This is a genomic window from Hymenobacter jeollabukensis, from assembly GCF_005771675.1.
In the GTDB taxonomy this organism is placed as follows: domain Bacteria; phylum Bacteroidota; class Bacteroidia; order Cytophagales; family Hymenobacteraceae; genus Solirubrum; species Solirubrum jeollabukense.
Genome location: NZ_VAJM01000006.1, coordinates 327,926 through 352,018, shown reverse-complemented (window position 1 = coordinate 352,018; position 24,093 = coordinate 327,926). Strand labels below are relative to the sequence as shown.

The 24,093-nt window shown below is 68.8% G+C and carries 21 protein-coding genes; 7 read left to right on the top strand and 14 right to left on the bottom strand.

Annotation, left to right across the window (positions count from 1 at the left end; all coding sequences use genetic code 11):
* Window positions 1-160 precede the first annotated feature (160 nt).
* On the bottom strand, window positions 161-1,357 hold the full coding sequence (locus FDY95_RS15295) for a hypothetical protein (RefSeq protein ID WP_138078992.1): 1,197 nt from the start codon (window positions 1,355-1,357) through the stop codon (window positions 161-163).
* A 169-nt stretch (window positions 1,358-1,526) separates the two neighbouring features.
* Here FDY95_RS15295 and FDY95_RS15290 point away from each other — a divergent pair, with 169 nt between their 5' ends.
* A complete protein-coding gene (locus tag FDY95_RS15290; protein ID WP_138078990.1) occupies window positions 1,527-2,162 on the top strand; it encodes a response regulator transcription factor in 636 nt (211 codons plus the stop codon).
* A 33-nt stretch (window positions 2,163-2,195) separates the two neighbouring features.
* Here FDY95_RS15290 and FDY95_RS26985 read toward each other — a convergent pair whose 3' ends face one another.
* From FDY95_RS26985 to FDY95_RS15255, 8 genes are all read right to left on the bottom strand, one after another.
* Window positions 2,196-2,327, bottom strand: coding sequence for a hypothetical protein (locus tag FDY95_RS26985; protein ID WP_262710187.1), 132 nt, complete (start codon window positions 2,325-2,327; stop codon window positions 2,196-2,198).
* Window positions 2,328-2,598: 271 nt separating this feature from the next.
* Window positions 2,599-3,159: a hypothetical protein gene (locus FDY95_RS15285; protein WP_138078988.1), complete on the bottom strand. Its 561-nt coding sequence runs from the start codon at window positions 3,157-3,159 to the stop codon at window positions 2,599-2,601.
* An 84-nt stretch (window positions 3,160-3,243) separates the two neighbouring features.
* Window positions 3,244-6,201: a sensor histidine kinase gene (locus FDY95_RS26980; RefSeq protein ID WP_138078986.1), complete on the bottom strand. Its 2,958-nt coding sequence runs from the start codon at window positions 6,199-6,201 to the stop codon at window positions 3,244-3,246.
* Between the two features lie 256 nt (window positions 6,202-6,457).
* Window positions 6,458-7,297: a mechanosensitive ion channel family protein gene (locus tag FDY95_RS15275; protein ID WP_246074044.1), complete on the bottom strand. Its 840-nt coding sequence runs from the start codon at window positions 7,295-7,297 to the stop codon at window positions 6,458-6,460.
* A gap of 89 nt (window positions 7,298-7,386) precedes the next feature.
* Window positions 7,387-7,776, bottom strand: coding sequence for a magnesium citrate secondary transporter (locus FDY95_RS15270; RefSeq protein WP_138078984.1), 390 nt, complete (start codon window positions 7,774-7,776; stop codon window positions 7,387-7,389).
* A complete protein-coding gene (locus FDY95_RS15265; RefSeq protein ID WP_138078982.1) occupies window positions 7,749-8,054 on the bottom strand; it encodes a hypothetical protein in 306 nt (101 codons plus the stop codon). Before FDY95_RS15265 ends, FDY95_RS15270 begins: the two co-directional genes overlap by 28 nt.
* 97 nt (window positions 8,055-8,151) lie before the next feature.
* Window positions 8,152-8,592: a nucleoside deaminase gene (locus tag FDY95_RS15260; protein WP_138078980.1), complete on the bottom strand. Its 441-nt coding sequence runs from the start codon at window positions 8,590-8,592 to the stop codon at window positions 8,152-8,154.
* A 274-nt stretch (window positions 8,593-8,866) separates the two neighbouring features.
* A complete protein-coding gene (locus tag FDY95_RS15255; protein WP_138078978.1) occupies window positions 8,867-11,971 on the bottom strand; it encodes a PD-(D/E)XK nuclease family protein in 3,105 nt (1,034 codons plus the stop codon).
* A gap of 92 nt (window positions 11,972-12,063) precedes the next feature.
* On the opposite strand from FDY95_RS15255, the gene FDY95_RS15250 reads away from it, so the two are divergent.
* The 3 genes from FDY95_RS15250 to FDY95_RS15240 all read left to right on the top strand — a co-directional run bounded on the left by FDY95_RS15250 (window position 12,064) and on the right by FDY95_RS15240 (window position 13,512).
* Window positions 12,064-12,654, top strand: coding sequence for a hypothetical protein (locus FDY95_RS15250; protein ID WP_171025694.1), 591 nt, complete (start codon window positions 12,064-12,066; stop codon window positions 12,652-12,654).
* Window positions 12,655-12,715: 61 nt separating this feature from the next.
* A complete protein-coding gene (locus FDY95_RS15245) occupies window positions 12,716-13,300 on the top strand; it encodes a hypothetical protein (protein WP_138078975.1) in 585 nt (194 codons plus the stop codon).
* Window positions 13,297-13,512, top strand: coding sequence for a hypothetical protein (locus tag FDY95_RS15240; RefSeq protein WP_138078973.1), 216 nt, complete (start codon window positions 13,297-13,299; stop codon window positions 13,510-13,512). The genes FDY95_RS15245 and FDY95_RS15240 overlap by 4 nt, the downstream gene beginning before the upstream one ends.
* A gap of 9 nt (window positions 13,513-13,521) precedes the next feature.
* On the opposite strand, the gene FDY95_RS15235 is transcribed toward FDY95_RS15240, so the two are convergent.
* A complete protein-coding gene (locus tag FDY95_RS15235; RefSeq protein ID WP_138078971.1) occupies window positions 13,522-13,863 on the bottom strand; it encodes a hypothetical protein in 342 nt (113 codons plus the stop codon).
* A gap of 59 nt (window positions 13,864-13,922) precedes the next feature.
* A complete protein-coding gene (locus FDY95_RS15230; protein WP_138078969.1) occupies window positions 13,923-14,453 on the bottom strand; it encodes a GNAT family N-acetyltransferase in 531 nt (176 codons plus the stop codon).
* Window positions 14,454-14,619: 166 nt separating this feature from the next.
* Between FDY95_RS15230 and FDY95_RS15225 the strand changes: the two genes are divergently transcribed.
* Complete coding sequence (locus FDY95_RS15225) at window positions 14,620-15,144, top strand: vitamin K epoxide reductase family protein (protein ID WP_138078967.1); 525 nt, start codon at window positions 14,620-14,622, stop codon at window positions 15,142-15,144.
* A gap of 59 nt (window positions 15,145-15,203) precedes the next feature.
* Window positions 15,204-16,358 (top strand): hypothetical protein, encoded by a 1,155-nt coding sequence (locus tag FDY95_RS15220; protein WP_138078965.1) that lies wholly within the window; start codon window positions 15,204-15,206, stop codon window positions 16,356-16,358.
* A gap of 245 nt (window positions 16,359-16,603) precedes the next feature.
* Here FDY95_RS15220 and FDY95_RS15215 read toward each other — a convergent pair whose 3' ends face one another.
* Window positions 16,604-18,808 (bottom strand): xanthine dehydrogenase family protein molybdopterin-binding subunit, encoded by a 2,205-nt coding sequence (locus FDY95_RS15215; protein WP_138078963.1) that lies wholly within the window; start codon window positions 18,806-18,808, stop codon window positions 16,604-16,606.
* Between the two features lie 189 nt (window positions 18,809-18,997).
* Window positions 18,998-19,477: a (2Fe-2S)-binding protein gene (locus FDY95_RS15210; protein ID WP_138078961.1), complete on the bottom strand. Its 480-nt coding sequence runs from the start codon at window positions 19,475-19,477 to the stop codon at window positions 18,998-19,000.
* 116 nt (window positions 19,478-19,593) lie between these two features.
* On the opposite strand from FDY95_RS15210, the gene FDY95_RS15205 reads away from it, so the two are divergent.
* Window positions 19,594-20,013, top strand: coding sequence for a hypothetical protein (locus FDY95_RS15205; protein WP_138078959.1), 420 nt, complete (start codon window positions 19,594-19,596; stop codon window positions 20,011-20,013).
* Window positions 20,014-20,022: 9 nt separating this feature from the next.
* Here FDY95_RS15205 and FDY95_RS15200 read toward each other — a convergent pair whose 3' ends face one another.
* Window positions 20,023-24,063 carry a UvrD-helicase domain-containing protein gene (locus FDY95_RS15200; protein WP_138078957.1) on the bottom strand — a complete coding sequence of 1,347 codons (4,041 nt, stop codon included), beginning with the start codon at window positions 24,061-24,063 and terminating at the stop codon, window positions 20,023-20,025.
* Window positions 24,064-24,093 lie beyond the last annotated feature (30 nt).

Here is a 24,093-nt window from a genome sequence, read left to right as displayed (position 1 = left end):
CTTCCTCCCGGCAAAGTCCAAGGGCAATTTTCCCGTGTACCGCAAATGGGGGTATTCCCGAGCTAACCCGGCTGTGGCCGCCGTGCGGCGGCCCGGCCCGCAAAAAAAGCCCCGCCGGATACCATCCGACGGGGCCGAGGGGCAAACGGTGGACAAATGGTTAGTGCCGCAGCAGCTTCGAGCTGGCCCGGTGCGCGCCCTGCTGCACCGTGAGCGTGTACAGGCCGGCCGGCAGCGCGGCGGTAGCAGCGGCGGGCAGCGTAGCCCCGCCACCGAGCAGCGGCAACTGCTCGGCCAGCACCGCGCGGCCCAGCGCGTCGGTTACCGTCAGCTGCACCGGCTGCCCGGCCTGGGCGCCCGGCAACGCCAGCTGCAGCGGCTGCCCGGCCGCCAGCGGGTTGGGCCAGGCCTGCCACTGCGCCGCCACGCCCGACGAGGCCTTCACCGCCAGCACGTTGCTCTCGGTGGAGTAGTCCACGTAGTTCGGGGCGGTGTACTGCCGGGTGGGGTAGTAGAGCTCCAGCAGCGGCTGCGAGGAGCCCGTGCGCCAGAAATGGTCGAAGTAGGTAACGGTGGTGGCGCCCTGCGTGATGCCGAAGGCCGCCAGCAGCGCGGCCGGAGCCGCCGTGCCGTTCAAATACACGCTGTCCTGCCGGATGGTGCGGCTGCGCACCAGCAGCGCCGGCAGCGGGTCGGAGCCCGCGGCGCGGCCCGCCACCGGGATGCGCAGCGTACCCCAGCCCGCCACCGAGTCGACGTAAGTATAGTTCTGCACGATGCGGAACGGCGCCCGGTTCAGCCCCGCCACGGCGGCCGTGATGGTGCCGGCCACCCCGAAGCGGAAGGTCGACTGGTTGCGCCCGCCCGCCGTGAAGGGCAGCGGGAAATCCACGATGCCCGCGGTGCCTCCGTACAGCGCCGTCTGCCGGTTGATGACCAGCGAGTCGTTGGCCCCGCCGGTGCGCGCGGTAATCGATACGGCCTGGCGCGTGACGGTGCGGCCCAGGGCCATGCGGCCGGTGCTGGCCAGGCTCATGTAGCCGATATACACGTAGCTGATGCTGCCAAAGCTGGCCGTCCGGGCCCGCGTCCACTGCGCGCCGCTGATGCCGCTACTGGCCGGCACCGACAAATTCAGCAGGGTGTAGGCCGAGCCGCTGGGCGTCAGCGTGCGGTAGTCCCAGCTTTGGTTGGCGCCGGTGGTGGGGGCACTCACGCCGCTCGGGCTGGCATCCTGGTATTGCTCCACCGAGGTGGCCGATACCGGGAAGGTGCTCTGGGTGAGCGTAATGGGCGACTGCGCCAGGGCCGGCAGCGTCAGCAGGCCCAGGGCCAGTAGGGTAAAGGTCTGTTTCATCGAAAAAAGAAGGTTGGGAGAAGACGAGCAAAACCCGGCGCCACCGGGGGCGCTGGCTTGGTAGTGCAAACTTGGCCGGGCAAAATCCCACCCGCAACCCGGCCGTGTACCGCATTTGGGGACGTCGCCCTTTTTGGTTTCGGCCCCCGGCCTCCCGTCCTTTGCCGGCATGAATCCCATCCGCCTGGCCCTGGTCGAAGATGACCCCGAAGTGCGCGAGCTGTTGCGAGGCTACCTCTGCCGACAGCCCGAGCTGAGCTGCGTCCTCGTGGCCGATTCCGTCGAAGCCTTCCTGCGCGAGCTGCCCGACCTGGCGGTGCCCCCGCAGGTGCTGCTGCTCGACATTCACCTGCCCGGCATGAGCGGCCTCGACGCGCTGCCCATCATCAAGCAGCGCCTGCCCGACACCGACGTGCTCATGCAGACCGTGTTCGACGACGCCGACCGCATCTACCGCGCCCTCTGCTCCGGCGCCAGCGGCTACGTGCTCAAGAACACCCCCCTGGCCGACATCAAAGCCGCCGTGCTGGAGGTGGTCAGCGGCGGTGCCCCCATGAGCCGGGCCGTGGCCCGCAAGGTGCTGGCCCACTTCAAGCCCAGCCCCGCCATGCAAACCGACCTGCTCTCCGAGCGGGAGCGGGAAGTCGTCCAGGCCATCGTCGACGGCCTGGGCGACAAGCAGGTAGCCGCCCGCCTCGACCTTTCGGTGGAAACCGTGCGCACCTACGTCAAGCGCATCTACCGCAAGCTGCAGGTCAGCTCCCGCACCGAACTGGTGAGCCGCCACGCCCGCGGCCAGCTCTGAGCGGCGGGCCGTCAGTCTTTCCCCTGCTTAGTCTTAAACACCGGCTGGTAGCGCCCGCCGAGGCGGCGGCAGCAGGCGCAGCAGCAACTCCGGCAGGCAGCTGTCGGCGCTGGTCGCGGCGGCCTGGGCGGCCCGTAGCCGCGCGTCGATGGCGTCGGAAAACAAGCAGCCGTGGCCGGCCGCCGGGGCCGGTATGGCAGAATATTAGGCGAGGGTGTGCCTACTCAGTAGTAGCGTCAGGAGCAGTGGATCATAGCGCATCAACGGGCTGGGGCAGGGACGATGAAGTTGGATATTTCCTTCATACTGCCTCTAGGGTGCGTCTAGCATGCCTCTATCCTGGCTCTATCTTTCTTATGCTGAACCTATACCCAGGCAGCAGGCTCACAATAGGATAAAGACAAGACCTCCAAAGACAGAGCTCTGGGCCGCCCGGCTACAGCCGGATGGTTTGTTCTGCCACGTTACCGGGCCGGTCGGAAGCCTGTACGTGCAGCACGGCGGCGCGGGCACCGGTTGACCGGGTGGTGTAGTGCCAGTCAAAGCCGGACGCTAACGGCAGGGCGGGGCCTTCTTCCAGCAGCTCGCCGGTGGCCGTTTCGAGGCGCAGCAGCACACTTGCCACGGTAAAATCATCCGTGGCAGCCACGCGGATAATGTCGCCGCCCTGGCCCTGGTAAGCCGACGTATCGACGCTGATAATCTGCGGGGCGTGCATAAAATCGGCAATGGCAACGTGATAAGGGCTCTGGCGGCGGCTATCAACGCCGGTGGCGTACAGGGCCTTGGCCGCCGGGTCCTGCATCTGCGCCCTGGCGTAGCACTGCGCGGCGAAAAAGCGGTCCAGATGCGCCTGCTGTCGGGCCGAGCGCGGGGCCCGCTCCTCCTTAGCTTCCGCCGCCGATACGATTGTCTGGCCGCCGACCTGGCGCACCACGATGCCCCCGATTTTGCCGCTGATGCCCTGCAGCAGGCTGTTGCGCGTTACCCGAGCCATAAGAACAAGGAAAAGAAATCCAGCCCAAGATGGGCGCTTTGCGCGAATCGGGCCGCCCTACCGCCGGGCCGCTGCCGGCCGCGCTCAGAACGGCACCCGCAGCTGCACCACGAAGCCCTGCGGCCGGGCCTCGGCCACCAGCGTGCCGCCGAGCAGCCCGGCCCGCTGCTGCATGTTGCGCCGGCCCATGCCGCTGCGGGTGGCCGCGCCGGTGGGCTGCCCGTCGTTCTGCACCAGCAGCGTGAGCCAGCCGCTTTCCCGGGCCAGCGTCACGTCGAGGCGGGAGGCGCCCTGGGCGTGGCGGGCGGCATTGCTGACGGCCTCCTTGAAGATGAGGTAGAGGTGCTGGCGCAGCTCGGGCGGCAGGGGCTGGGCGTCACGCAGGCCGCGCACGTGCAGCTCGGTGGCCAGGCCGGCCGGGGCGGCGCTCTGGTCGAGGTGGTCGCGCATGCGGTCGAGCAGCGCCCCCACGGTGTCGGCCTGCGCGTCGATGCCCCAGACGATGTCGCGCATGGTGCCGGCGGCCTGGCGGCTGTTGCTCAGCAGGCGCTCCAGCACCGGGCCGGCTTCGGCGGGCTGCTGGCGCAGCAGCTCGGCCTGCAAACTCACGCGGGTGAGCAGGGTGCCCACCTCGTCGTGCAAATCGGCGGCAATGCGGCTGCGCAGGCGCTCCACCTGGCGCACCCGGGCCAGGCGGCGGCGGTGCAGGCCGTAGAGCGTGGCGCCCACCAGCCCGGCGGCCAGCAGCCAGGCCCAGGGCTGGCGCCACCACACGGCCTCCACCCGCAAGGGCACGCGCAGCTGGTTGGTCGCCGGCACGCCCCGCCCCGACACCCCCCGCAGCTCCACCTGGTAGGCCCCGGCGGGCAGGCCCCGCAGGCTCAGTACGTGGGTGCTGCCCACGGGGCGCCACCGCTCGTCGGAGCTGCCCGGCAGGCGGTACTCGAAGCGGGCCTGCTCGGGGGCCAGGTAATCGGTGAGGGCCAGGCTGAATTCGATGAAGGCATCGGCCGGGGCCAGGGTGAGCGGCCGGGCCATGGGCAAGCGGCCGGGCAGGTAGTAGGTCCGGATGCTGTCCGGGCGGCTGTGGTGCTGGGTGTAGCTGCCGAGCAGCAGGCGCGGCACCGGCTGCTTGCCCTCGGCGAAGCGGGCCGGCAGCACCCGGTGCAGCCCGCCCACTCCGCCGAAGTACAGCGCCCCGTCGGGGGCCCGCCAGGCCGACTGGCGGTTCAGTTCGGCGTCGGCTAGGCCGTCGGTTTCGTTGAGCACAGCCACGCGGCCGCGGCGCACGTCGTAGCGCACCAGCCCGGCGAAGGTGCCGCACCAGAGCTGGTTGGGGGTGTTGGCCAGCACGGTGGCCACGGTGTTGCTGGGCAAGCCATCAGCCGTGGTAATCTGGCGGCGCAGGCCCCGGCCGGGCTGCACCCACAGCAGGCCGGCGGGGCGGCTGCCCACCCACACGCCGCCGTCGGCCGCGGGCCAGGCGCACAGCAAATCGTCGGTGGGCAGGTGGCGGGCGCCGGGCTCGGTGGCGCCGTAGTGCTCCAGCCGGCCGGTGGCGGGGTGCAGGCGGTAGAGGCCGCCGCTGGTCACCAGCCACAGCCAGCCGCCGGGCGCGGCGGCCAGCTCCCGGATTTCCTGGCCATCGAAGGGCAGCGGGGCCGGGCGGCCGGGGCGGCGGTAGCGGGTGGCCCGCTCCTGGCGCAGGTCGAGGCGAAACAGGCCCCGGCTGCTGCCGCCCCACATGGTGCCGGTGCTGTCGCGCTGCACGCACAGGCTGCTGGTGAAGGCGACTTCGTCGGGGGGCAGAGCCAAGCGCCGCAGCCGGCCGCTGCGGTAATCGAGCAAGCCGAAGGGGTGGTTTTCTTCTGCGAAGACCACCTGCCCGGCCGGCGTGACGCTGATATCCAGCGGAATGGCCTCGGACGGGTGGCCGTTTTCGGTGAGCGGAAAGGGGCGCAGACTGGCCTGGGGACTGTCGGCGGGCTGTACCAGGGTGGCCCCGTAGGCGGCCACCAGCAGGCGGCCGTCGGGCAGGCGGGTGATGGCGCGGGTGCTGTAGCGAGCCAGCGGCCGGGAGGGCAGCGCCTCGATGGCCTCGGCGCCGGCGCGCTGCTTGAAGCAGCCGCGCTGCCAGCTGCTGTGGCTCCAGCGCAGGCCGTTGGCGTCGGTAAACACGGTGTACTGCCGGGGTAGCTGCCCGGCCCGCTCGAAGGCGGCGGCGCTGAGCTGCACCCGTGGCAGGGCGGCCCCGGGCTGGCTGCGCAGCTGCACCAGCTGCCCGGCCACCACCCACTGCCAGCCTCCGCCCTGCTGGCCCGGCACAAAGTTGGCCTCGTCGAGGCCCGGCAGCCAGCGCAGCACCTGGCGCAGGGTGCCATCGGGCTGCTCCTGGTAGAGCGAGCGGGTGCCGATCAGCTGCAGGGGCGCGGTGCCCGCCAGGGGGCGCAGCTCGGCCCGGGGCTGGTAGGGGCGCACCCGGCCCCGGTGCGGGGCGCAGTAGGCCACCCGGTGCGCCGCCGACACGACCCACACGGCGCTGTCGTCGGCGGTGCCCAGCCACACGGCGGGCGTGCCCAGCGCCAGCGGCACGCGGCGGCCGGGCCGGTCGGGGGCGGGGAAGGTGGCCACGGCCTGGTCGGCATAGCCCACCCACAGCGCGCCGCTGCGCGGGTGCAGCAGCAGCGAGTTGACGACCACCGGGGCCGTGCCCACGCCGGGCAGCGGAATCTGCTCCAGGTGCTTCTGCCGCAGGCGAAACAGGCCGCGGCTGCTGCCGATCCAGAGGCGCTGCTGCCCGTCCAGCGCCAGCACCACGGCGCGGTCGAAAGAGAAGCCGGGGGGCAGGGTGGCCAGGGCACTCAGGGGCACCAGCTCGTAGCCGTCGTAGCGAAACAGGCCCTCGTCGGCGGCCACCCAGAGCAGGCCGGCGCGGTCCTGCACCAGCTGGTGCACCAGCAGGCGACTCAGCACGGGGTCCTGCTGCCAGGTTTGGGCCCGGGCGACGAACGGGGCCAACAGCCCCGGCAGCAACCAACACATCAGAAACAGAAAACCGCGCACGGGAGCAGAGCAAGACCTGCCGGCTAAGGTAGCTAGGAAGTGCTGCTCGGCGCACCTGCCCGCAGGCCAAAAGCGTGTGGCCCGTACCCAATCAGCACGTCATGCGGAGCGCAGCCGAAGCTGCTCTACCGCTTCGCCAGATGGAGTATGACCATCAGCAGAGTTGCTTCGGCTGCGCTCCGTATGACAGGTTCAGAGGCTTTAGAGCGTACGTTCCTGTGGCCGGCCACCAATCCTAACTCACGGTGGCCGGCTCGGGGTAGCCCAGCTCGGTCAGGCGCTGGCGCACGGCCTGCATCAGTTCGCTCTTCAGCTCCAGCACGCCCCGGCGGTAGTCTTCGGCGCTGGTCCAGAAGTACACGTGCAGGGTCAGCTTGGAGCCTTCGGCCTTGTCGAGAATGATGTAGCACTTGTGCGTGTCCTGGTCGATGACGTCGGGCGAGGCCCGGACCACCTGCATGATCTGCTGCTGCACCTGCTCGGAGCTGCCCGCGGGGCCCAGGTCGACGGTGACCTGAAAATCGGGGCGGATGTAGCCGTCGCGGGTGAAGTTGATCAGCGCCTCGCGCAACACCATGGCGTTGGGCAGGTAGATGTGGCGCCCGTCGAAGGTCTGGATGACGGTGGTGCGCAGGTTCAGCGCCGCCACCCGGCCCATCAGCTCCTTGTTGTCCTTGATCTGAATCGTGTCGTGGATGCGGAAGGGGCGGTTGAAGGCCAGCACCATGCCGGCTAGGAAGTTCTCGGCAATGTCCTTGAGGGCGAAGCCGACCACGAAGGCCGTGAGGCCGGCCGCGCCCAGCACCCCGCTCACCACGCCCGTCATGCCCAGCACCTGCAGCACCAGCATCAGGCCCACCAGCAGCAGGGCCCAGCGGGTCAGGCTGGTCAGGAATTCGGCCAGCAGCGGGTCGTGGGAGCGGGTTTGCAGCCGCCCGCCGATGACGCGGCTGAGGCGGTTGGCCACGAACACGGCAATGATGAGCAGCACTACGGCCACGCCGAGCTTGGGCAGCAGGTACAAGAACTGGGTCCAGTAGGTATTGATGACCCGGTGCAAATCGGTCAGAATCATGGGCGGAGAATTGGCGGAAACAAACCGCCCGCCGGGCACGAGGCGCGGCGGGCGGGATGCGGGGTGTACGCACAAAGGTGGGGTAGAGGTTAGGCCGGGCGGTTGAGCCAGCGCCGAAACGCCCAGGTACCCAGGGCGTAGGCCAGCACGTCGAGCCAGTCGGCGGTGTAGCGGGCGGGGCGCAGCCAGGGCGCCAGCAGCTCAAACCACAGGCTCACGTACAGCCAGGCCGCCAGCAGCCACGCGTCGGGCAGCACCAGCTGCGGGCGGCGGCGCAGCAGGCGCTGCACCACCAGGGCCAGCGTGAGGATGACGGGCATGGCCAGCGCGTCGGCCAGCCAGCTGGTGACCCAGCCGGGGAGGGGCTGGTGCAGGCCGCGCGTGAGCAGCTGAATGCCGCCGTACAGAGCCGCGCTGGCCCCGAACAGCGGCCGGCGCAGCGGGGCCAGGGCTAGCCGGCAATGGCCGTGATAAGCCATAGAATAAACGACACGGTGGCCGCAAACAGCAGCTGCCCGCCGCGCACCAGGTACTTCAGCGCCCGCAGCCAGGCCGGGTCGGTGGCGGGGATGGGAAGGAGCATCATCGGCGGCATTTCCCACTTCCAGGCCTTTTCCATCTGGGCGGCGCGCTCGGGGCCGAAGGGGTCGAGCAGCTGCTGGCAATGCTCGCACCGGTCGTCGGGCTGCAGCCGGTGCGCCGACCACTGCCCGCAGTGGGGGCAGCGCTTGGTGGCCGAAAGCGGGGGGCGTTCCATGCCGGCAAAAGTACGCCCCGCCGCCCGCCCGGCCGCTCACATCTTCGGGGGAGCGGGCCGGGGGGCGGCGGGGCGCAACGAACGTGCGGACCGGGCTTTACAGCTCCATGATGTCCTCGTTCCAGAGGGTGGGCTCGGCCTCGATAAACTCGTTCATCATGTCCACGCACTCCTGCAGGTCGAGGATTTTCACTTCCACGCCGTGGCTTTCCAGAAACTCCTTGGACTCGCCGAAGGTGCGGGCCTCGCCCACCACCACTTTCGGAATCTTGAACTGCACGATGGTGCCGGCGCACATGTAGCAGGGCATCAGGGTGGTGTAGAGCACCGTGTCGCGGTAGGTGCGCTGGCGGCCGGCGTTGTTGAGGCAGTCCATTTCGCCGTGCAGGATGGGGTTCAGCTCCTGCACGCGCTTGTTGTGGCCCTGGGCCACGATTTCGCCGTTGCGCATCAAGACCGAGCCAATCGGAATACCGCCCTGCGAGCGGCCCAGGCGGGCTTCGTCGATGGCGACTTGCATGAATTTGTCTTTGTCCATGGGGAGGGGGAGTCAGGTTGAGGGAAGAAGGTACAAAGGTATTGGTAGCGCGGCGACGCTAGCCCCAGCGTCATTGCGAGCGAAGCGCGGCAATCTTTCCTCCCGAGGCAGCAGCGGTGCGAGACGCACCAACCAGAGAGTCGCCTCTCGAACCTGGCATCTGAGGTTTCGGACGGTACCGTTTTCGGTTTCTGCCAGTTGCGGCGGCGGTGCTACTGGAGGAACGATTGCCGCGCTTCGCTCGCAATGACGGCCGGGTGAGCGGTGGCTTGGCTTACCGCGCGCAGATGCCTTTGTAGGAGCAGTACTGGCACACGTTCAAGTCGTCGGTTTTGCGGATGGGCTCCTGCGGGTCCAGCATCCGGTCGACGAGGCGGGTGAGAGCCTGCTGGCTGGCTTCCTCGAACAGCTGGCCCTCGGCGGTGAGGAAGCTCAGGTCGGCGGCCAGCAGCTTGGGGTCGGGGCTGCGCAGGGGCACGATGGCGGCTTCGGCGGCCGCGTAGCCGCGCTGGGCCAGCATCAGTCGGTAGAGCCAGAGCTGCCGCACTTTGTCGGCCCCGCCGCCGGCTTCGCTCACGAGGCGTTCCAGGGCTTCGGCGGGCGAGTATTTCTTGTAGCCGCTGCCCATCAGGTTCAGCCCCGAGCCGTGCACCGAGCCGGTTTTGTAGTCGATGATGCGGCGGCGGCCGTCGGGCAGCTCGTCGACGCGGTCGGCAAAGCCGATGAGGTGCACCGTCACCCGGTCGCCGGCGCGGGTTTCCACGGTCACGTCGCCGGTCAGGCCCTCTTCCAGGCCCACCACGCGCAGCGGGCCCTCGTCCTGCAGCTGCTGGGCGAGCGTGTCGAGGTAGCGCTCCACCAGGCGCACGCCCACGCCGCGCAGCACGTGGTTGAGGCCTTCGTCGGGCAGCTGCTGGCGCGGGTTGTCGGTTTCGGCGCCGTCGTCGAGGGCCAGGCCGCGCTCCAGCAGGCCGGCAATCTGCGGGCGCCAGGCGGCCACGTCATCGGCCGAGATGGGGCGCCGGTCGAGGACGAAGGGCGTCATCAGCTGCTCCAGCACGTAGTGCACGGCCGTGCCGAACACGTCGGCACCCAATTCCTCCTCCACGCCGTCTTGCTCCTTGAAGCGGGCAATGCGCGAGAAGTAAAACTGCAGGGAGCAGGTCAGAAACTGGTTCAGCGCCGAGGCCGATAGCCCGCGCTCCAGTAGCCCCCGAATGGCGCCCTGCATCTCGTAGTCCTTTTCCAGCACCAGGTCGCCCTCGTACTTCTGGGTTGTCAGTTGCGGGTTGCCGGGGTGGCTAGTTGCCAGTTGCGGGTTGTCAGTTGTCAGGCTGGGCTGATGTGGAGTGTCAGCACTGACAACTGGCAACTGATTACTGCCAACTGCCTGCGCACTGGCTACTAAATCCAGCACCTGCAGGCCGGGGTTCTGGTCCCTAAGGTCGTGTTCGATCTGCAGCAGAAAGCGGCTTCGTTCGCCGGCCTGCACGCCCTCGGCCCCGGGCAGGATGTAGACCAGGTCGACGCGGCGGGCGCGCTGCAGCAGGCGCCAGAACTGGTGGGCGGTGGCGGCTTCGTGCTCGGCGTAGGTAGGCATGCCGTACTTGGTGAGCACGTCGTAGGGAAACAGCGAGTTGTTGCGCTTGGGGGCGGGCAGAATCTGCTCGTTGCAGCTCAGGATAACGACGTGGTCGAAGTCCAGGGCGCGGGTTTCCAGCAGCCCCATCACCTGCACCTGGGCAATGGGCTCCCCGGCGAAGGGCAGGCGGGTGCGCGTCATCTGCTCGTAGAGGAAGCGGCGGAAGGAGCGCACCGAGGGCCGCTGCTGCCGGCAGTCGAAGGCCGAATCGAGCTGGCGCACCAGGGTGTAGAAGAGGTAGAGGTACTCGGCTTCGATGGCGGTGTGCTCCTGCCGGTACACGTCGCGCAAGAGCTCGATGACCTCGTAGCAGGCCCGCACCACATCGTCGCAGTTGCGCCAGGGCCGGAACAGGGCCTCCACCAGCGGGTGGTGCCGGCCCAGCTCGCGCAGCTCGTCCTCCGTGAGTAGCACCGCGTTGCGCTGGATGATCTGGCGGCAGAGGTGGTCGAGCACGTGGTGAAACCGCTCATCGGGCTGCTGATCCAGCCACTGCTCGTAGCGGCGCAGGAAGGGGTGGGCCAGCAGCTTGGTCACCGTCAGGTGGTGGTAGCGCCGAATGCCGTAGTCGGGCCCGGTCTCGCCCTCCCGGATGCCGGTCAGGTGGACCTCGAAGAGCAAGTCGATGAGGTTGAACAGCGGGGTGCTGCGGAAGCTCAGGCCCATGGTCACGTTGAACTGCGGCACCTGCTCGGGCGGCAGGCCGTGGAGCACGGGCAGCAGCAGCGTCTCGTCGGGCAGCACCACCGCCACCGAGCCGCGTGGGTCGAGCTGCAGGCCCTCGGCCACCAGCTGCCCGGCCACCTTGCCCTGCATGGAGTTGTTGGCCACCCCGATCAGGCGAACCTGTCGGGGCACGGTGCGCAGCAGGTCTTCGGCCCCGGCGTCGGCGAAGCCCAGGGCCTCCACGCCCAGGTCGAGGTGCTTGCGCAGGTCGGCGAAGGGCAGGCCGGCGCGGTTGGGGCCGTCGAGGTAAAACCGGTCGGTGTCGAAGCGGATTTCGGCCTTGCCGGCCTTCTGCAGCTGGCGCAGCAGGTACTGCTCGGAGCGCGACAACACGCCCAGGCCCAGAAACACGTGCCGGGGCACCGGCTCCTCGTTCTTGAGCCGCCGCTGCATCACGTCGACGGCCAGGCGGTAGGCCAGGCCGGGGTAGGCTAGGTTGTCGGCCTTGAGGCGGCGGCGCAGGCGGCGGTACACTTTCTCCAGGTCGTCCCAGAACTTAAACCAGGCCGCCGTGGCCGAGGCCGGTGCGGGCGAATCGGTGAGGTCCCAGCGTTCCAGGGCCTTGGCTTCGGAGAGGTACTCGAACAGGCTGGCCGGGTCGGCCAGGTTCTGGTCGAGGTTGGAGAAGTCGTCGAGCAAGAGGCGCGACCAGCCGGTGAACAAATCGAAGTCCAGGTTGGGGTCCAGCTCGCGCAGGATGTCGAAGAGCAGCAGCTGCAGGGCAATGGGTTCCTCCACCTGCACGCCCGCCAGATCCACCATGTAGTCCTCCATCGACGTCACGCGCGGGCTCCACAGCGCCTCGCCCACGGGTGCGGCCAGGGCCAGCTCGTTTTTGAGGTAGACCACCGCCCGGCGCGTGGGCACCACCACCACCAGCTCCGACAGCTCGGTGCCCGCGTAGCGGCCGAGCAGGTCCTGGGCCGCCTGACGCAGAAAGGGTTGCAGCGCGGCGGGGTCGAAGGCGGGCGGGGGCAAGAGGGGAGCGGGGGCAGCGGCGGGCGAAGTCATTGTAGGGTAAAGATAGGGCCGGGGGCGCGGCGGGGCTGTATATTTGGCTATTGCATTTAGCCAAAGGTGATAATGTTATGCGGAAAACAACGATGGTAATTCTGGGGCTGGGCGGGCTGCTGGCCGCCTGCACTTCCCAGCCCGATCCGGCCGCCCAAACGGCCCCGCTCGCCGCAGTCCGCAACGCACCCAACTCCGCTTCGCCCGCCGCCCCGCCGCCCGCATCGGCTTCCCCAACTGCCGTTCCCGTAGCCACCGCCGCCGAGCTGTCCACTGAAGCCGACACCGCCGAGCAGTACGAAACCCTTTACGTGGTCATTGCCGACACCAGCCGGCAGTACCGCCCGCTGCGCCGGCAAATGCTGCGCCTGCGGGCCGCTACCCGCCAGCGCATTGATACCATGGGCCGCTTCTACGACCCCAAAAAGAACCTGATCCGCTTGCCCGATAACGACGCAGACGAGGTCTACGCCGGCGACTATTTTCCGCGCCGCACGTCCGACGCCACCCTGAGCGTGGAGTATACCAACCTCTACACCCCGGCCCACGCCAAGAGCATGGCCCTGGTCAGCGGCATCTACCAGGAGCCCGCCCGCGCCGACAGCCTGCTGGCCGTGGTGCGCCGCACCGTGCCCACGGCGTTTCGGGTGCAGGCGCGCATGTTCATGGGCTGCCTGCACTGAGATGAAGTGGCGTGTTAACAAAGTGGTTGAGCTCCGGCCCGGAAACGGCGGCACCGATTGGATGGACGTTGTTTGGCTGGTGCTGATCAGCCCCCTCTTGCTGCTGCTAATGGCCGTGGTAGCTCTGGGGCTGGGAGTTGCGAGCCTGTGCTACGTCCTGCACCGCTGGTGGCGCGGGCCCCGGCCAGCAGAGCCGGCGCCTTCAGCCCCGCCTTCGCCCGTGCGGGTGCTCGACACGCCCCGGTTGGTAATCGAGTTGACCGATGAAGCCGCGCTGGCATTTTCCGCCGAGCAAGAGCAGCTGAGCGACGACTGGGCCGACAGTGGCGACCCGAACTCCCTGAGCCTGGCCACGACCTACCCGCCCCTGCCCGGCTTGCACGGCCGGCTGGTCACGGGCTTTTGCCAGCCCTGGCACGGCGGCCTACTGTTGCAGGTTGTAGAACCCGCGGCCGGTGAGCCGGCCGTAACGTCCGTGCTGGGCTGGGCCGACCCGGCTACGCAGACCTGGCAGCCCCTGGCGGAAGCCGGGGCTTTTCCGCTTTTTCATCCCGAAGAAGCTTCGGACAACGTTATCGAGGGCTGGAATCAGGACTTGGGCAAAATCAAGCTGACGCTGCTGCCCGAGCTTCCTTTGAACCCATGAGCCAGCCTGATTTCCAGCGCCGGGTCTACCTCATCGTCGATACAGCCTACGGCGAGCAGCTGGGGGGGCTGCCCGCCTACACGGCGTTGGAAATCATTGGCTGCGCATCCGATGCGGCCCTGGTCGAGTTGGATTTGCGGGTGACTGAGCAGACAGCGCGGAGTTTTGTGGCCACGCGTGGGCTGCGGCCGTCCGTCGCGCCGAGCAGCTAACTGCCCGGCTCAAAACCCGTATATCTCCGCCCACACGGCCGGCAGCCACACTTCGGTACCGGCGGGCAGCTCGCCCACGCTGTCGGCGTCGAGCAGCAGCACGTAGTCGGCGGTGGCGGCGGTTCCGGGCGCGTCGGCGGGGCGCTGCAGCTCCTCCACGGTGGCGGGCACCGTCAGCGGGCCGGCGGGCAGGCGCAGCTCCACTTCCAGGCTGCTGTGCAGCGGAAAGCGGCGCAGGGCGGCTGCGTAGCGCGGGGCGCGCAGCAGGGTGCCCAGGCCGGGCAGGCGCAGGGTGGAGTCGACGACGAGCAGCAGCTGACTTTGGCTGGCGCCTTCCTTCGGTTCAGGCATATCAGGGCTGTACGGGTGCCGTTGGGTTGTCGATGGTGTAGAAGCGCTGCTCGTTTTCATCATGGGCACGCGCACTGATATACCGCAATGTTGTCGATGGTGTAGAAGCGCTGCTCGGCGCCGTAGTAGTGGGCCAGGCCCTGGAAGCGCAGGCCGCACTTTTCCAGCACGTGCTGCGAGGCCACGTTATCCGGCGCGGTGATGCCCACGATCTGGCCCAGGCCCAGCGTCCCGAAGCCGTATTCGATGAGCGCCCGGCCCATTTCGGTGGCGTAGCCCCGGCCCCAGGCCTCGGGCAGCAGGCGGTAGCCCAATTCGATGTGCGCGGAAGTGTCGAGCGGCTTGAGCAGGTGAATGCCGACCACCCGTCCGCTGGCTTTTTCGACGGTGAACCAGCGGCCCATGCCGGGCCAGCGGGCGTAGTCGGCGGGCATGTTGTCGAGGTACTGCCGCACCACCTCGGCCGGGCGCGGCGCGCCGATGTGCTGCATGATCTGCGGATCGGACTGAAAGCGCAGGTACAGGTCGAAGTCGGCGGCGGTGATGGGGCGCAGCGCCAGGCGGGCGGTTTCGGGCAGGGCGTGGGGCATGGGCTAAAGCTACGGCGCGGCGGCAATACGGGCCAACCCCGCCCGACCTAGACGGGAACCCGGCGGCCCGCGGCGCGTACGTTTTCAGAGCTGCGCCCCGGCTGCCACGCCGCGCATGCCCCGCCCATTTACTCATCTGCTCATCCAACCATCTGCTCATCCATCTATGAACCCCACCCAACTCAGCCGCGAGCTGCGCACGGCCCGCACCCCCGACCTCAAGCGCCGCCGCTGGATTATCGGCCTGTCGCTGCTGGGCGTGGCCCTGGGCCAGATCGTGACGCTCTACCAGACCGGCATTATCCGGCACCTGCCCGACCCGCCCGTGGGCCCCTTCGACTCCGACAAGGTCGACGCCTCCGACTACGCCTACAAGCGCCTCGATCTGCCCGACGCGGCCGGCATGATCATCACCTACGGCCTGACCACCGCCCTGGCCGCGGCCGGCGGCAAAGACCGCGCCCTGATGACGCCCTGGCTGCCGCTGGCCATGGGCGCCAAGCTGGTGGGCGACATCGTAACCAACCTCACCCTGGCCCGCGAGGAGTGGCAGGACAACAAGGCCCTGTGCTTCTACTGCCAGACGGCCAGCGTGGTATCGGTGGCCTCCCTGGCGCTGGCCGTGCCCGAGCTGCTGCGCGCCGGCCGCAACGCCCTCGACAGCGGCCCCAACAGCGTGGCGCAGGTGTAGCCTAGGTTTCGCGCCGCCGGTGCATCTTGCGGCCCGTTTGCCCGTTTAGGCGTCGATATATGGTGAAGAATAGCTGGCTTGCGGGCTTTTTGCTGGTGGTGTGCGGCGCGGGCTGCGGGCCCAGCCGGCACCCCGTCGCCTCAGCCGATGACGCGGCCTCGGCCACCGGCCCCGTGGCGGCGGCCGATACCGCGCTGCCGTTTGCCCAGCTGCCCGCCGAGCCGGTGGCCCGCACCGTGCAGCTGGCCGGGCAGCTCTGCCGCGTCGAAACCGGGGCCCGCGTGGATGCGCGCCGCCCGCTGATGCTGCGCGACTCCCTGGCCGGGCAGCTCGCCGCCAGGGAATTGACCCAGCTGAAAGCCACCGGCGCGGGCTTCGATGCCGTGTATACCCTGCGCCTGTGCGAGGCCGAGGGGCGGGAGCAGTTTCGCACCGAGCTGCGCAAGGCCGACTTCATGGCGGCGGTAGGCGAGGAGCTGGTGACGGAAAGCCTGCCAGCCGCGCCGGTGTTCGTGGGCTACCTGCCGCGCCTGCAGGCGCTGGCCTTCACCGTAGCGTTTCAGGCCTACGACACCGACTGGGCCGCTTCGGCCCTGCTGCTGCTCGACGCCAGCACCGGGCAGGTGCGCTACCTGGGCCTGAATCAACGGGCCGAAGACCAAGCCGCCGCCAACGTGCTCACGCCCGACGGCCGCACCCTGCTCACCCGTTACGCCGTGCTCAGCGCCGGCCGGGCGCCCGTCGAGCTGACGGTGCCCGCGCTGCAGGTGGCCGGCACGCGCCTGCTCAATGCCCGCGCCGCCCTGGTGGCCTACGCCCCCGCCCTCGACGAGCAAAACCAGCCGCTGCCCCTGCCCCGCGCCAATGCCCTGCTGCTCGACCTCGTGGACGGCCGGGTGCTCACGCGGCTGCACCTTGGGGCCACGGCCACCGGCTACCAGCACGGCCGCGGGCTGAGCTACCAGTACCTGCGGCAGACGCGCACCCACTACTTCTTCAGCCCCGACGACGAAACCTTGGTGCTCGTCCCGCGTGAGCGGCCCACCGCCCTGCGCCGCCTGCGCCTCGCGGCCCTGCCCAACTTCCGCCTGCCCCAGCGCCCCACCGAAGTCCGCTTCCGCCTGCCTGCCGGCCTGGGCGCCAGCCTGGTCCTCTACGCCGACACCGTGAGTGGTGGCCTGCGTAGCCAGGCCGCCGCGCCGCCGCAGCCGTAAGGGCGGCTCGTGGGATACGCAAACGTCGGGTCATGTTGAGCCCCGCGAAGCATGAGGTGCTGGTCTGGTAGCCCGCATCGGGCTGGTTGTCGGGTACCGGGCGGGCCTGTACCGGGCAGCCGACGACCTGGCGAGCCTGCACCGAGCGGGCCTATTCCGGGCGGCCGGCTTGGGGCCGACTGCCCGGTGCAGAACCCGACAACGAAACCAAGCTTACCAGCTCTGAAAGTTGAACGAGCCTGCTGTTAGCTTTCCGCCGAGCTTGGTGCCAGCTTCCAGGGGCGGATGGGCAGCTCGCGCACCCGCACGCCGCAGGCGCGGTGCACGGCGTTGGCAATGGCCGCCGCGGTGGGGCCCTGGGCGGCTTCGCCGGCCCCCAGCGGCGGCTGGTCGGGGCGGCTGACGATGCTGACCTCGACCCGCGGTACCTCGTCGAAACGGTAGATGGGGTAGGACTCCCAGTCGTGGCTGCGCACCTGCTGCTGATCAAACTGCACCTGCTCCAGCACCGTCCAGCTGGCGGCCTGGATGAGCCCGCCCTCGGTCTGGTTGCGCAGCCCGTCGGGATTGATGACCTCGCCCGCGTCGATGGCGGCCCAGAGCTGGCGCACCCAGGGCGTGTGGTCTTCGGGGCTGACCCACACCCGGGCCACCACGGCCAGGTAGGCCGCCTGGTTTTTGTACTGCGCGAAGGCCATGCCCAGGCCCTCGTTTGGCCCCGCTTGCACGTTCTGCGTCAGGCGCCGCGCCTCCTCGATGACGGCCCGGGCCCGCTCGTCGGTGAGGTGGGCGAGGCGGAAGGCCCACGGGTCCTGCCCGGCCAGCTGGGCCAGCTCGTCCATGCCCGATTCCAGCGCGAAGACGTTGCCGAAAGCCCCCAGGCTGCGCAGGGCCGACACCCGCAGCGGCCCCGCGAAGGAGTGCGCGTTGATGAGCATGTTCGGAATCTGGTACAGCGGCTCGGAGTTGCGCGAAGTGCCGCCGCTCAGCTCGGCCCGTTTGTATTCGAAGGGTTTGGCCAGCAGCTGGGCCGGCAGCAGCTTGTCGGGCTGCCCGGCGGGGCGGGCGCTGTGTGTGTCGGACCACAGTTCCATGTGCCAGTGGGTGAGGCGGCCGCGGGCGTCGAGGCGGGCCTGCAAGTCGAAGAGCATGGCCGAGCCGTAGGGCTCGTGCAGGTGCTCGTCTTCGCGCGTCCACTGCAGGCGCACGGGGTGGCCGGGGTAGGCGCGGGCCAGCAGGGCGGCTTCGGCGGCTACGTCGTCGGCGCCGTTGTGACCGTAGCAGCCCGCGCCGGGCACGCCCTTGGCGTGCACCTGGTCTTCGGGCAGGCCGAGCAGCTTGGCCACCGCCGCCCGCAGCGGGTACACGCCCTGGCTGTGCGTCCAGAGGTGCAGCGTACCCTTGTCGAACAAAGCTACCGCGCACGAGGGGCCGATGGAGGCGTGCATGAGGTAGGGCTTGAAGTAGGTAGCCCGGAAGGATTTTTCACCCGTCGCGGGCGCGCTGGCCACGTCGCCCCGGCGGGCTACTTCGTCCACCTTGGCGGGCAATGCGCGGATAACCTCGGGCAGGGCCTGGCCGGCCGGCAGGGCCGGGCCGGCCGTCCACTGCAGGCGCGGCTTCAGCCAGTCGTGCGCTTTGATGGCCGTCCACTCATCGGCCGCCAGCAGGCCCACGAAGGAGCCGTCGACCACCACGCGCAGCAGGCCCGGCACGGCCTGGCGCAGCCCGGCCTCATCGACGCCGCGCAGGCGGGCGCCGGGACCGGGCGGGTGCAGCACGCGGGCGTGCACGGTGCCGGGCAGGCGCATGTCCTGCACGTACACCGGCGCGGCCCGCACCATCCGCTCGATTTCCTCGCGGCGCAGCGGCTGGCCGACTACCTGGTGCTGGTTTTTGGGCTTGAGCACCGTGTCGGCGGGCACTTCGCCGGTGAGCTGCCGCCCGGCCAGCAGCTCGGCAAACGTCAGGTGCTGCCGGCCGTCGGCGGTGCGCACGGCGCCGTCGGCCAGCTGCAGGGTGGCGGCGGGCACGCGCAGGCGCTTGGCGGCCAGCTGCAGCAGTTGCTGGCGGGCCGCCGCTGCGGCCCAGCGCACCGACAGAGCGCTTTGCTCGATGGAGGCGCTGCCGGCGGTGTACCGCTCGTCGGGGGTGCGGCCGGTTTCGGCCAGCACCACTTCCACCCGGTTCAGGGGCAGATTCAGCTCCTCGGCCGCCATCTGCGCCACCGCCGTGCCGATGCCCTGCCCGATTTCAATCTTGCCGGTGAGCACCCGCACGCGGCCGTCGGCCAACACTTCCAGCCAGGCATTCAGGCGCGGGTTGTCCTGCAGGGAACCGGGGCGCGGGTCGTCGGCGGCCAGGGCTTCGGCGGCCGGCAAGGCCCCGAGCAGGCAGAAGGCGATGGTCAGGCGGCCGGTGTCTTTCAAAAAGGCGCGGCGGGAGGGCATAAGCAGGGTGAAATAGAGCAGGAAAGAATCTGTAGTAACGGGTCGGAACCGGATGCGCGTTGCCGGGGCGTGGCTGAAACGCTGGGAGCTTGCTGCTGAAACGACCTATCGTTTCGGGCAAAACGTCCTATCGTTTCACTCAACACGATAGGTCGTTTTGCCCGGCGCCCGGCAAGCGGGGCACTGCGACTACCCCGAGGCACCCAACTCGGCGGCGCGCTGCACGGCGCGGATGTACCGCTCGTGGGTGCCGCAGCGGCAGAGCACCCGGAAGAGGGCGTTGCGAATGGTCTGCTCGTCGGGCCGGGCGTACTGGCGCAGCAGGCCGGCGGCGCACATGGCCACGCCGTTGAGGCAGTAGCCGCACTGGGCGGCCTGCAGCTCCACCAGCGCCTGCTGCACCGGGTGCAGCGAGCCGTCGGGCCGGGTGAGGCCCTCCAGGGTGGTGATGGGCGCCGCGCCCACGCGGTGCACCTGCAGCTGGCAGCTGGGGTGGGCAAAGCCATCGACCAGCACCATGCAGGCCCCGCACTGCTGCATGCCGCAGCCGAACTTGGGCCCGTTCAACCCCAGCTGGTTGCGCAGCACGTAGAGCAGCGGCGTGGCCGGGTCGGCCTGCACCTGGTGCGGGCGGCCGTTGACGTGGAGAGTGAAGGTGGTGGCTTCCATGAGCTTGCGGCGGGGTTTCGGCTAGAAGATACTGCCGGGGGCAGGGAAAGGATGCAGCGGGGCTACTCGTCGCCGACTAACTTACGGTCTTGACTCCCTTGTTGTAGCCCAATACCGTGTCCGTTACTGACCCGCGCCACCGTCTTGCTGAAAGTCCCCGGTACCTGATCTACCATACCCACGAAACTGCACACCTGTACATCAAGGGCAGCAGGCGGGCCGACGTGGTCATCGGCGGCTTTTGCGGCGACCCGCAAACCGCCTGCATCGCCCCCGACGAAAGCTACTGCGTGGTGGCCGGCTCCGGACTGGTGCTGTACTTTCTGCAGGCGCCTTTCGCCGATTACGCGTATGGCCAGACCAGTGCGAACTGGCGGGAGTGGGGCCGGACGCCGACCGACATATATTGGATAGAAGCTGTGTACTCGCCGGAGCCGGCAACGGCCATCCGCTTCGTGGTCGACCCATTGGATGAAGTCCGTCAAGGGGTTTACGAGCTAAATACGGCGGATTTTACGGTAGAAAAGCTTCTGTAATGGTCCTGTTCAGCACCCAAACGCCACCACTTCCTCCGTATCGAAGTAGTACACCAGCCCGCGCACGTCCTGGTAGCCCAGGCGGCGAAACAGCTGCCCGTACTGGCGCAGCATGGTCTGGTGCCGGTCTTCGGGCGGGGGCACGCGGAAGTCGATGAGCGTCACGCGGCCGGGCGCGGGGCCTTCGGTGGGCTCGAACACCACCCGGTCGGGCTTGTAGTCCTCGCGCGGGGCACCGCCGACCAGGATTTCGCGCTCCGTTTCGGCAATGACGGCGGGGCGGAAGTAGGGGGCCAGCTGGGCGTTCGTGACCACCTGCCGCAGCCGCTGCAGCAGCTCGGGCTGCTCGCGGCGGCTCACCAGGCCCTCGGCCGTCAGCTGCCCGGCCACGCGCTCCACGTCGCGGGCCGTAATGACGCGGCGCAGAGCGAAGTGCAGCTTGCGGTTCCACTCGCGCTGCTGCTGCTGCTCCGAGAAGTCGAACACCGTGCTGGCGTGCCGCCGCAGCCGCAGGCGCTGCTCCCAGGCGGCGGTGGCGAGGTTGGTGAGGGGAAATAAGTTGCCAGTTGTTAGTTGCGAGTTGTCAGGGCTTGGCGACTCACTTTTGATTGCCGCCGGGGCGCCGGCGCTGAGCACGTAGGTCAGCTGTTCCTCGTTCCACTGGCCCAAGTCCACGAGGTAGCGGTGGAGCAGCTGGGCCACGTTGCTGGCGGGCGTGCTGGCGTCGTCCTTGGCGGCGCGGGCCGCGTCGGGGCGGCGGGTGAGGATGTAGAGGCGGTGGCGCGGGCGGGTGAAGGCCACGTAGAGCAGGTTCAGGGCCTCCACGAAGGTTTTTTCGCGCTCCTCGGCGTACTGCCCGGCCAGCACGGTCTGGGTCAGCTCCTTGCGCTGCTTCACCACGGCCACCGGCGGCATGCCGGGCACGGGCTTGTCTTCCTCGGTCAGGCGGCCCCAGAGGTATGCCCCGCCAAAGGCCGAAGTCGGCTCCAGGCTCCAGTCGGCCCAGGGCACGATGACCACGCCGTAGGCCAGGCCCTTGGCCTTGTGCACGGTGGTGATGGTGACGGCTCCGCCGCGCCCGGCCGGGGCGTTGATGCTCAGGTTGGCCTTGCGCTGGTCCCAGTAGCTGAGGAAGTTGCCGAGGTTATTACCGAAGCGCAGGGAGTATTCCAGCGTCAGGTCGAGGAAGCGGAACAGGTACTCGCTTTCCTCACGGCGGTGCAGCAGCCCGAAGAGGCCCATGAGCGTCTCGCACAGCTCGTACAGGTCGCGGTTGCCGGTCTGGTGCTCCTGCACGTCGTAGCCCAGGCGGCGCAGCTCGTCGAAGAACGGCCGGCTGCTCGGCTCCTTGGCAATGTCGCCGATGTGCCGGGCGCGGGTGGGCGTGGGCGGCACCCCGCGCACCACTTTGTCGACCAGCAGCAGGGCTTCCACCCGCGCCAGCGCGTCGGCCGGCTGGTGCAGGACGCGCAGAATGGCCACCAGCAGGTTGACCACCTCGGCGAATTCCAACGACAGCGAATCGGCCGAAATGATGTCGTAGCCGCGCTCCTTCAGAAACTTGGCCACCCGCCGCGACTGGTCGCGGCGGCGGCAGAGCACGGCCACGTCTTCCAGCCGGAAGCCGTCGGCCAGGGCCTGCTCCACCAGCGCCAGGGTCAGATAGAGCGTGCTTTCGTCGTAGTCGAGCACGTCGGTGGCGAGGTGGCCGGGCAGGGGCTGATCCGAATAATGTCCTTCGGCGGCAAGGTAAAGCCGGGCCGGCGCGTCGGCCTGCGTCAGCAGGATTTCGACGTGGGCCTCACCCCCCGGCCCCCTCTCCCGTGGAGAGGGGGAGCCAGCCGTCAGCAAGTGGGCGGAGCTGCTTCGCTCGCGCTCCGCAGCCCCGCCGTGTAATGCGGCTTCTGCTACGCTTTCCTGTCCAAGGGTATGCCGGATGCTGGTAAGCACTCGGCGCATATCATGTAACACTTGGTTATTGGTGAAGCGAATCACCCGATAGCCCAGACCCTCCAACTCGTGCGTGCGGCCGGCATCGTAAGCGGCTTGCTGCGGGTCACTGTGTACGTCGCCGTCTACTTCTACCACTAGCAGAGCCGGGATGCACACGAAATCCACGATAAATGACCCAATGACGTGCTGGCGCCGAAACTTCGCGCCGAGCTTTCTGTCCCGTAGTTCTTCCCATAGCGTTTCCTCTGCGGGTGTCGGCTGCTGGCGCATGTCTCGCGACAATTCGCTGGTCTTATCCCAGGTTTTGGCGTCAGCCGTCAGCACAAATTCGCCCACCGTACCCTGTCGTTGCGAAGGCTCGTCCGTGGCGGGGCTGCGCAGCGTGAGCGGAGCAGCCCCGCGTCGTTGCCCGGAATCGTCAGGCTCCCCCTCTCCACGGGAGAGGGGGCCGGGGGGTGAGGCCCCTGGCGCCTTCTGCACGAATCCCGCGTCGTAAATCTGCTGCACCAGCTCCAGCCCCGGGTGCCCCTGCGCCACGTGAGCGAAGAAGTCGTTGTTGAACTGGATGATCTGCGGGCCGGAGCGGTAGTTGGTTTGCAGCGACATCGGCTCCAGGGCCCCGGCCAGGCCGATGTAGCGCTCGGCCAGGATGGCACGCATTTCCGGGTCCTGGGCGCGCTCCACCAGCGGGCGGGGCGTGCCCTGGTAGAGGCGCAGAATCTGCTCCATCTCGCCGCCGCGCCATCGGTAGATGGCCTGCTTGGCGTCGCCGACGGCCAGGCTCAGGTGGCCGCCGGCCACGGCGTTTTCCACCAGCGGCAGCAGGTTGTTCCACTGCAGCTCCGAAGTGTCCTGAAACTCGTCGATGAGCAGGTGCTGGTACCGCTCGCCCAGTCGTTCGTAGAGAAACGGCACCGGCTCGCGCAGCACGATGCTGGCCAGGCGGCGGTTGAACTCCCCGATGAGCACCACGTTGCGGTCCTGGCTGACCTGCTGCACGGCCTTGCTCAGCTCGCTCAACAAGGACACGTGAAACAGCTGCGGCAGCAGCCCCTCGATCAGCAAATACTGGCTCAAATACCGCTCCTGCAGCAGCTCCAGCTCGTTGAAGGCCTCGGTCAGCTCCCCGGCCACGGCTTCCAGGGCCGGCTTCAGCGGGCCTTTCATGGCGTCGCCGCTGCCCCACTTGCCGGCTTCGGCGGCCTTGCGCGCGGTACTGGTGGGCGTGCCGGCCGGGTCGTCGAGCCAGCGCAGGGGCTTGGTGAAGTGCGAATGCACGCCCCGGCTGCCGCCCGCCAATTGGTCCGGCTGCAGGCCGTGCTGGGCCAGCGCGGCCACGGCCCGGTCGCCCACGGCCTGCAGGTCATTGCGCATCTGCTCGCGCCGCTCCTTCAGCGTCTTGTGCAGCTGCCGAAACTCCTTCAGCTCCATCTGCTGCAGCTGGGCCACCGCCTCGTGCACCGATTCGTTGAGCAGAAACTTGCCGAAGCGCATGATTTCGTCGGGCAGCATGTTCCAGCTGCGGCCTTCCTCGGCCTTGCTCAGGGCGTAGTCCTGCAGGGTGCGTGTGAGCAGCTCGTGCTCCTGCCCGCGGTTCACCTTATCCAGCAGCAGGGCCACCGCCGCGTGCAGCACCGATTCGTCGTCCAGCTCCACCTCAAAGGCCGCCGGCAGCCCCAACTCCCGCGTGAAGGCCTGCACCACCCGCTGCACAAAGGAGTCGATAGTGCTGACGGCGAAGTCGGCGTAGTGGTAGAGCACCAGCCGGAACGTCTGCCCAGCGCGGCGGCGCAGTTCCTGCTCGGCCAGCGCGGGCGCTTCCGGCGGCAGCAGGCCGTCGGCGGCCATTTCGGCGGCCAGCTCGCGCAGCAGCGCGTCGGCCTTGGCAGCGGTGCCGGGGTGCACGAAGCCGCGCAGCGCGCCGATGATGCGCTCCTTCATTTCGGCCGCGGCGGCGTTGGTGAAGGTAATGGCGAGGATGCTCTTGTAGTAGCCCGGCTCGTCGGCGCCCAGGGCCAGGCGCAGGTATTCCTTGGTCAGCTGATAGGTTTTGCCGGAGCCGGCGGAGGCGGAATAGATGCGGAAGGTGGCGGACATGCGGGGCGGGATAAGCAGGAATAAAGGTAA

Excerpts from the sequence above, each read along its gene's own strand:
- FDY95_RS15295 (WP_138078992.1), bottom strand. The coding sequence starts at position 1,357 with ATGAAACAGACCTTTACCCTACTGGCCCTGGGCCTGCTGACGCTGCCG.
- FDY95_RS15290 (WP_138078990.1), top strand. The coding sequence starts at position 1,527 with ATGAATCCCATCCGCCTGGCCCTGGTCGAAGATGACCCCGAAGTGCGC.
- FDY95_RS15285 (WP_138078988.1), bottom strand. The coding sequence starts at position 3,159 with ATGGCTCGGGTAACGCGCAACAGCCTGCTGCAGGGCATCAGCGGCAAA.
- FDY95_RS26980 (WP_138078986.1), bottom strand. The coding sequence starts at position 6,201 with ATGTGTTGGTTGCTGCCGGGGCTGTTGGCCCCGTTCGTCGCCCGGGCC.
- FDY95_RS15275 (WP_246074044.1), bottom strand. The coding sequence starts at position 7,297 with ATGATTCTGACCGATTTGCACCGGGTCATCAATACCTACTGGACCCAG.
- FDY95_RS15270 (WP_138078984.1), bottom strand. The coding sequence starts at position 7,776 with ATGGCTTATCACGGCCATTGCCGGCTAGCCCTGGCCCCGCTGCGCCGG.
- FDY95_RS15265 (WP_138078982.1), bottom strand. The coding sequence starts at position 8,054 with ATGGAACGCCCCCCGCTTTCGGCCACCAAGCGCTGCCCCCACTGCGGG.
- FDY95_RS15260 (WP_138078980.1), bottom strand. The coding sequence starts at position 8,592 with ATGGACAAAGACAAATTCATGCAAGTCGCCATCGACGAAGCCCGCCTG.
- FDY95_RS15255 (WP_138078978.1), bottom strand. The coding sequence starts at position 11,971 with ATGACTTCGCCCGCCGCTGCCCCCGCTCCCCTCTTGCCCCCGCCCGCC.
- FDY95_RS15250 (WP_171025694.1), top strand. The coding sequence starts at position 12,064 with ATGGTAATTCTGGGGCTGGGCGGGCTGCTGGCCGCCTGCACTTCCCAG.
- FDY95_RS15245 (WP_138078975.1), top strand. The coding sequence starts at position 12,716 with ATGGACGTTGTTTGGCTGGTGCTGATCAGCCCCCTCTTGCTGCTGCTA.
- FDY95_RS15240 (WP_138078973.1), top strand. The coding sequence starts at position 13,297 with ATGAGCCAGCCTGATTTCCAGCGCCGGGTCTACCTCATCGTCGATACA.
- FDY95_RS15235 (WP_138078971.1), bottom strand. The coding sequence starts at position 13,863 with ATGCCTGAACCGAAGGAAGGCGCCAGCCAAAGTCAGCTGCTGCTCGTC.
- FDY95_RS15230 (WP_138078969.1), bottom strand. The coding sequence starts at position 14,453 with ATGCCCCACGCCCTGCCCGAAACCGCCCGCCTGGCGCTGCGCCCCATC.
- FDY95_RS15225 (WP_138078967.1), top strand. The coding sequence starts at position 14,620 with ATGAACCCCACCCAACTCAGCCGCGAGCTGCGCACGGCCCGCACCCCC.
- FDY95_RS15220 (WP_138078965.1), top strand. The coding sequence starts at position 15,204 with ATGGTGAAGAATAGCTGGCTTGCGGGCTTTTTGCTGGTGGTGTGCGGC.
- FDY95_RS15215 (WP_138078963.1), bottom strand. The coding sequence starts at position 18,808 with ATGCCCTCCCGCCGCGCCTTTTTGAAAGACACCGGCCGCCTGACCATC.
- FDY95_RS15210 (WP_138078961.1), bottom strand. The coding sequence starts at position 19,477 with ATGGAAGCCACCACCTTCACTCTCCACGTCAACGGCCGCCCGCACCAG.
- FDY95_RS15200 (WP_138078957.1), bottom strand. The coding sequence starts at position 24,063 with ATGTCCGCCACCTTCCGCATCTATTCCGCCTCCGCCGGCTCCGGCAAA.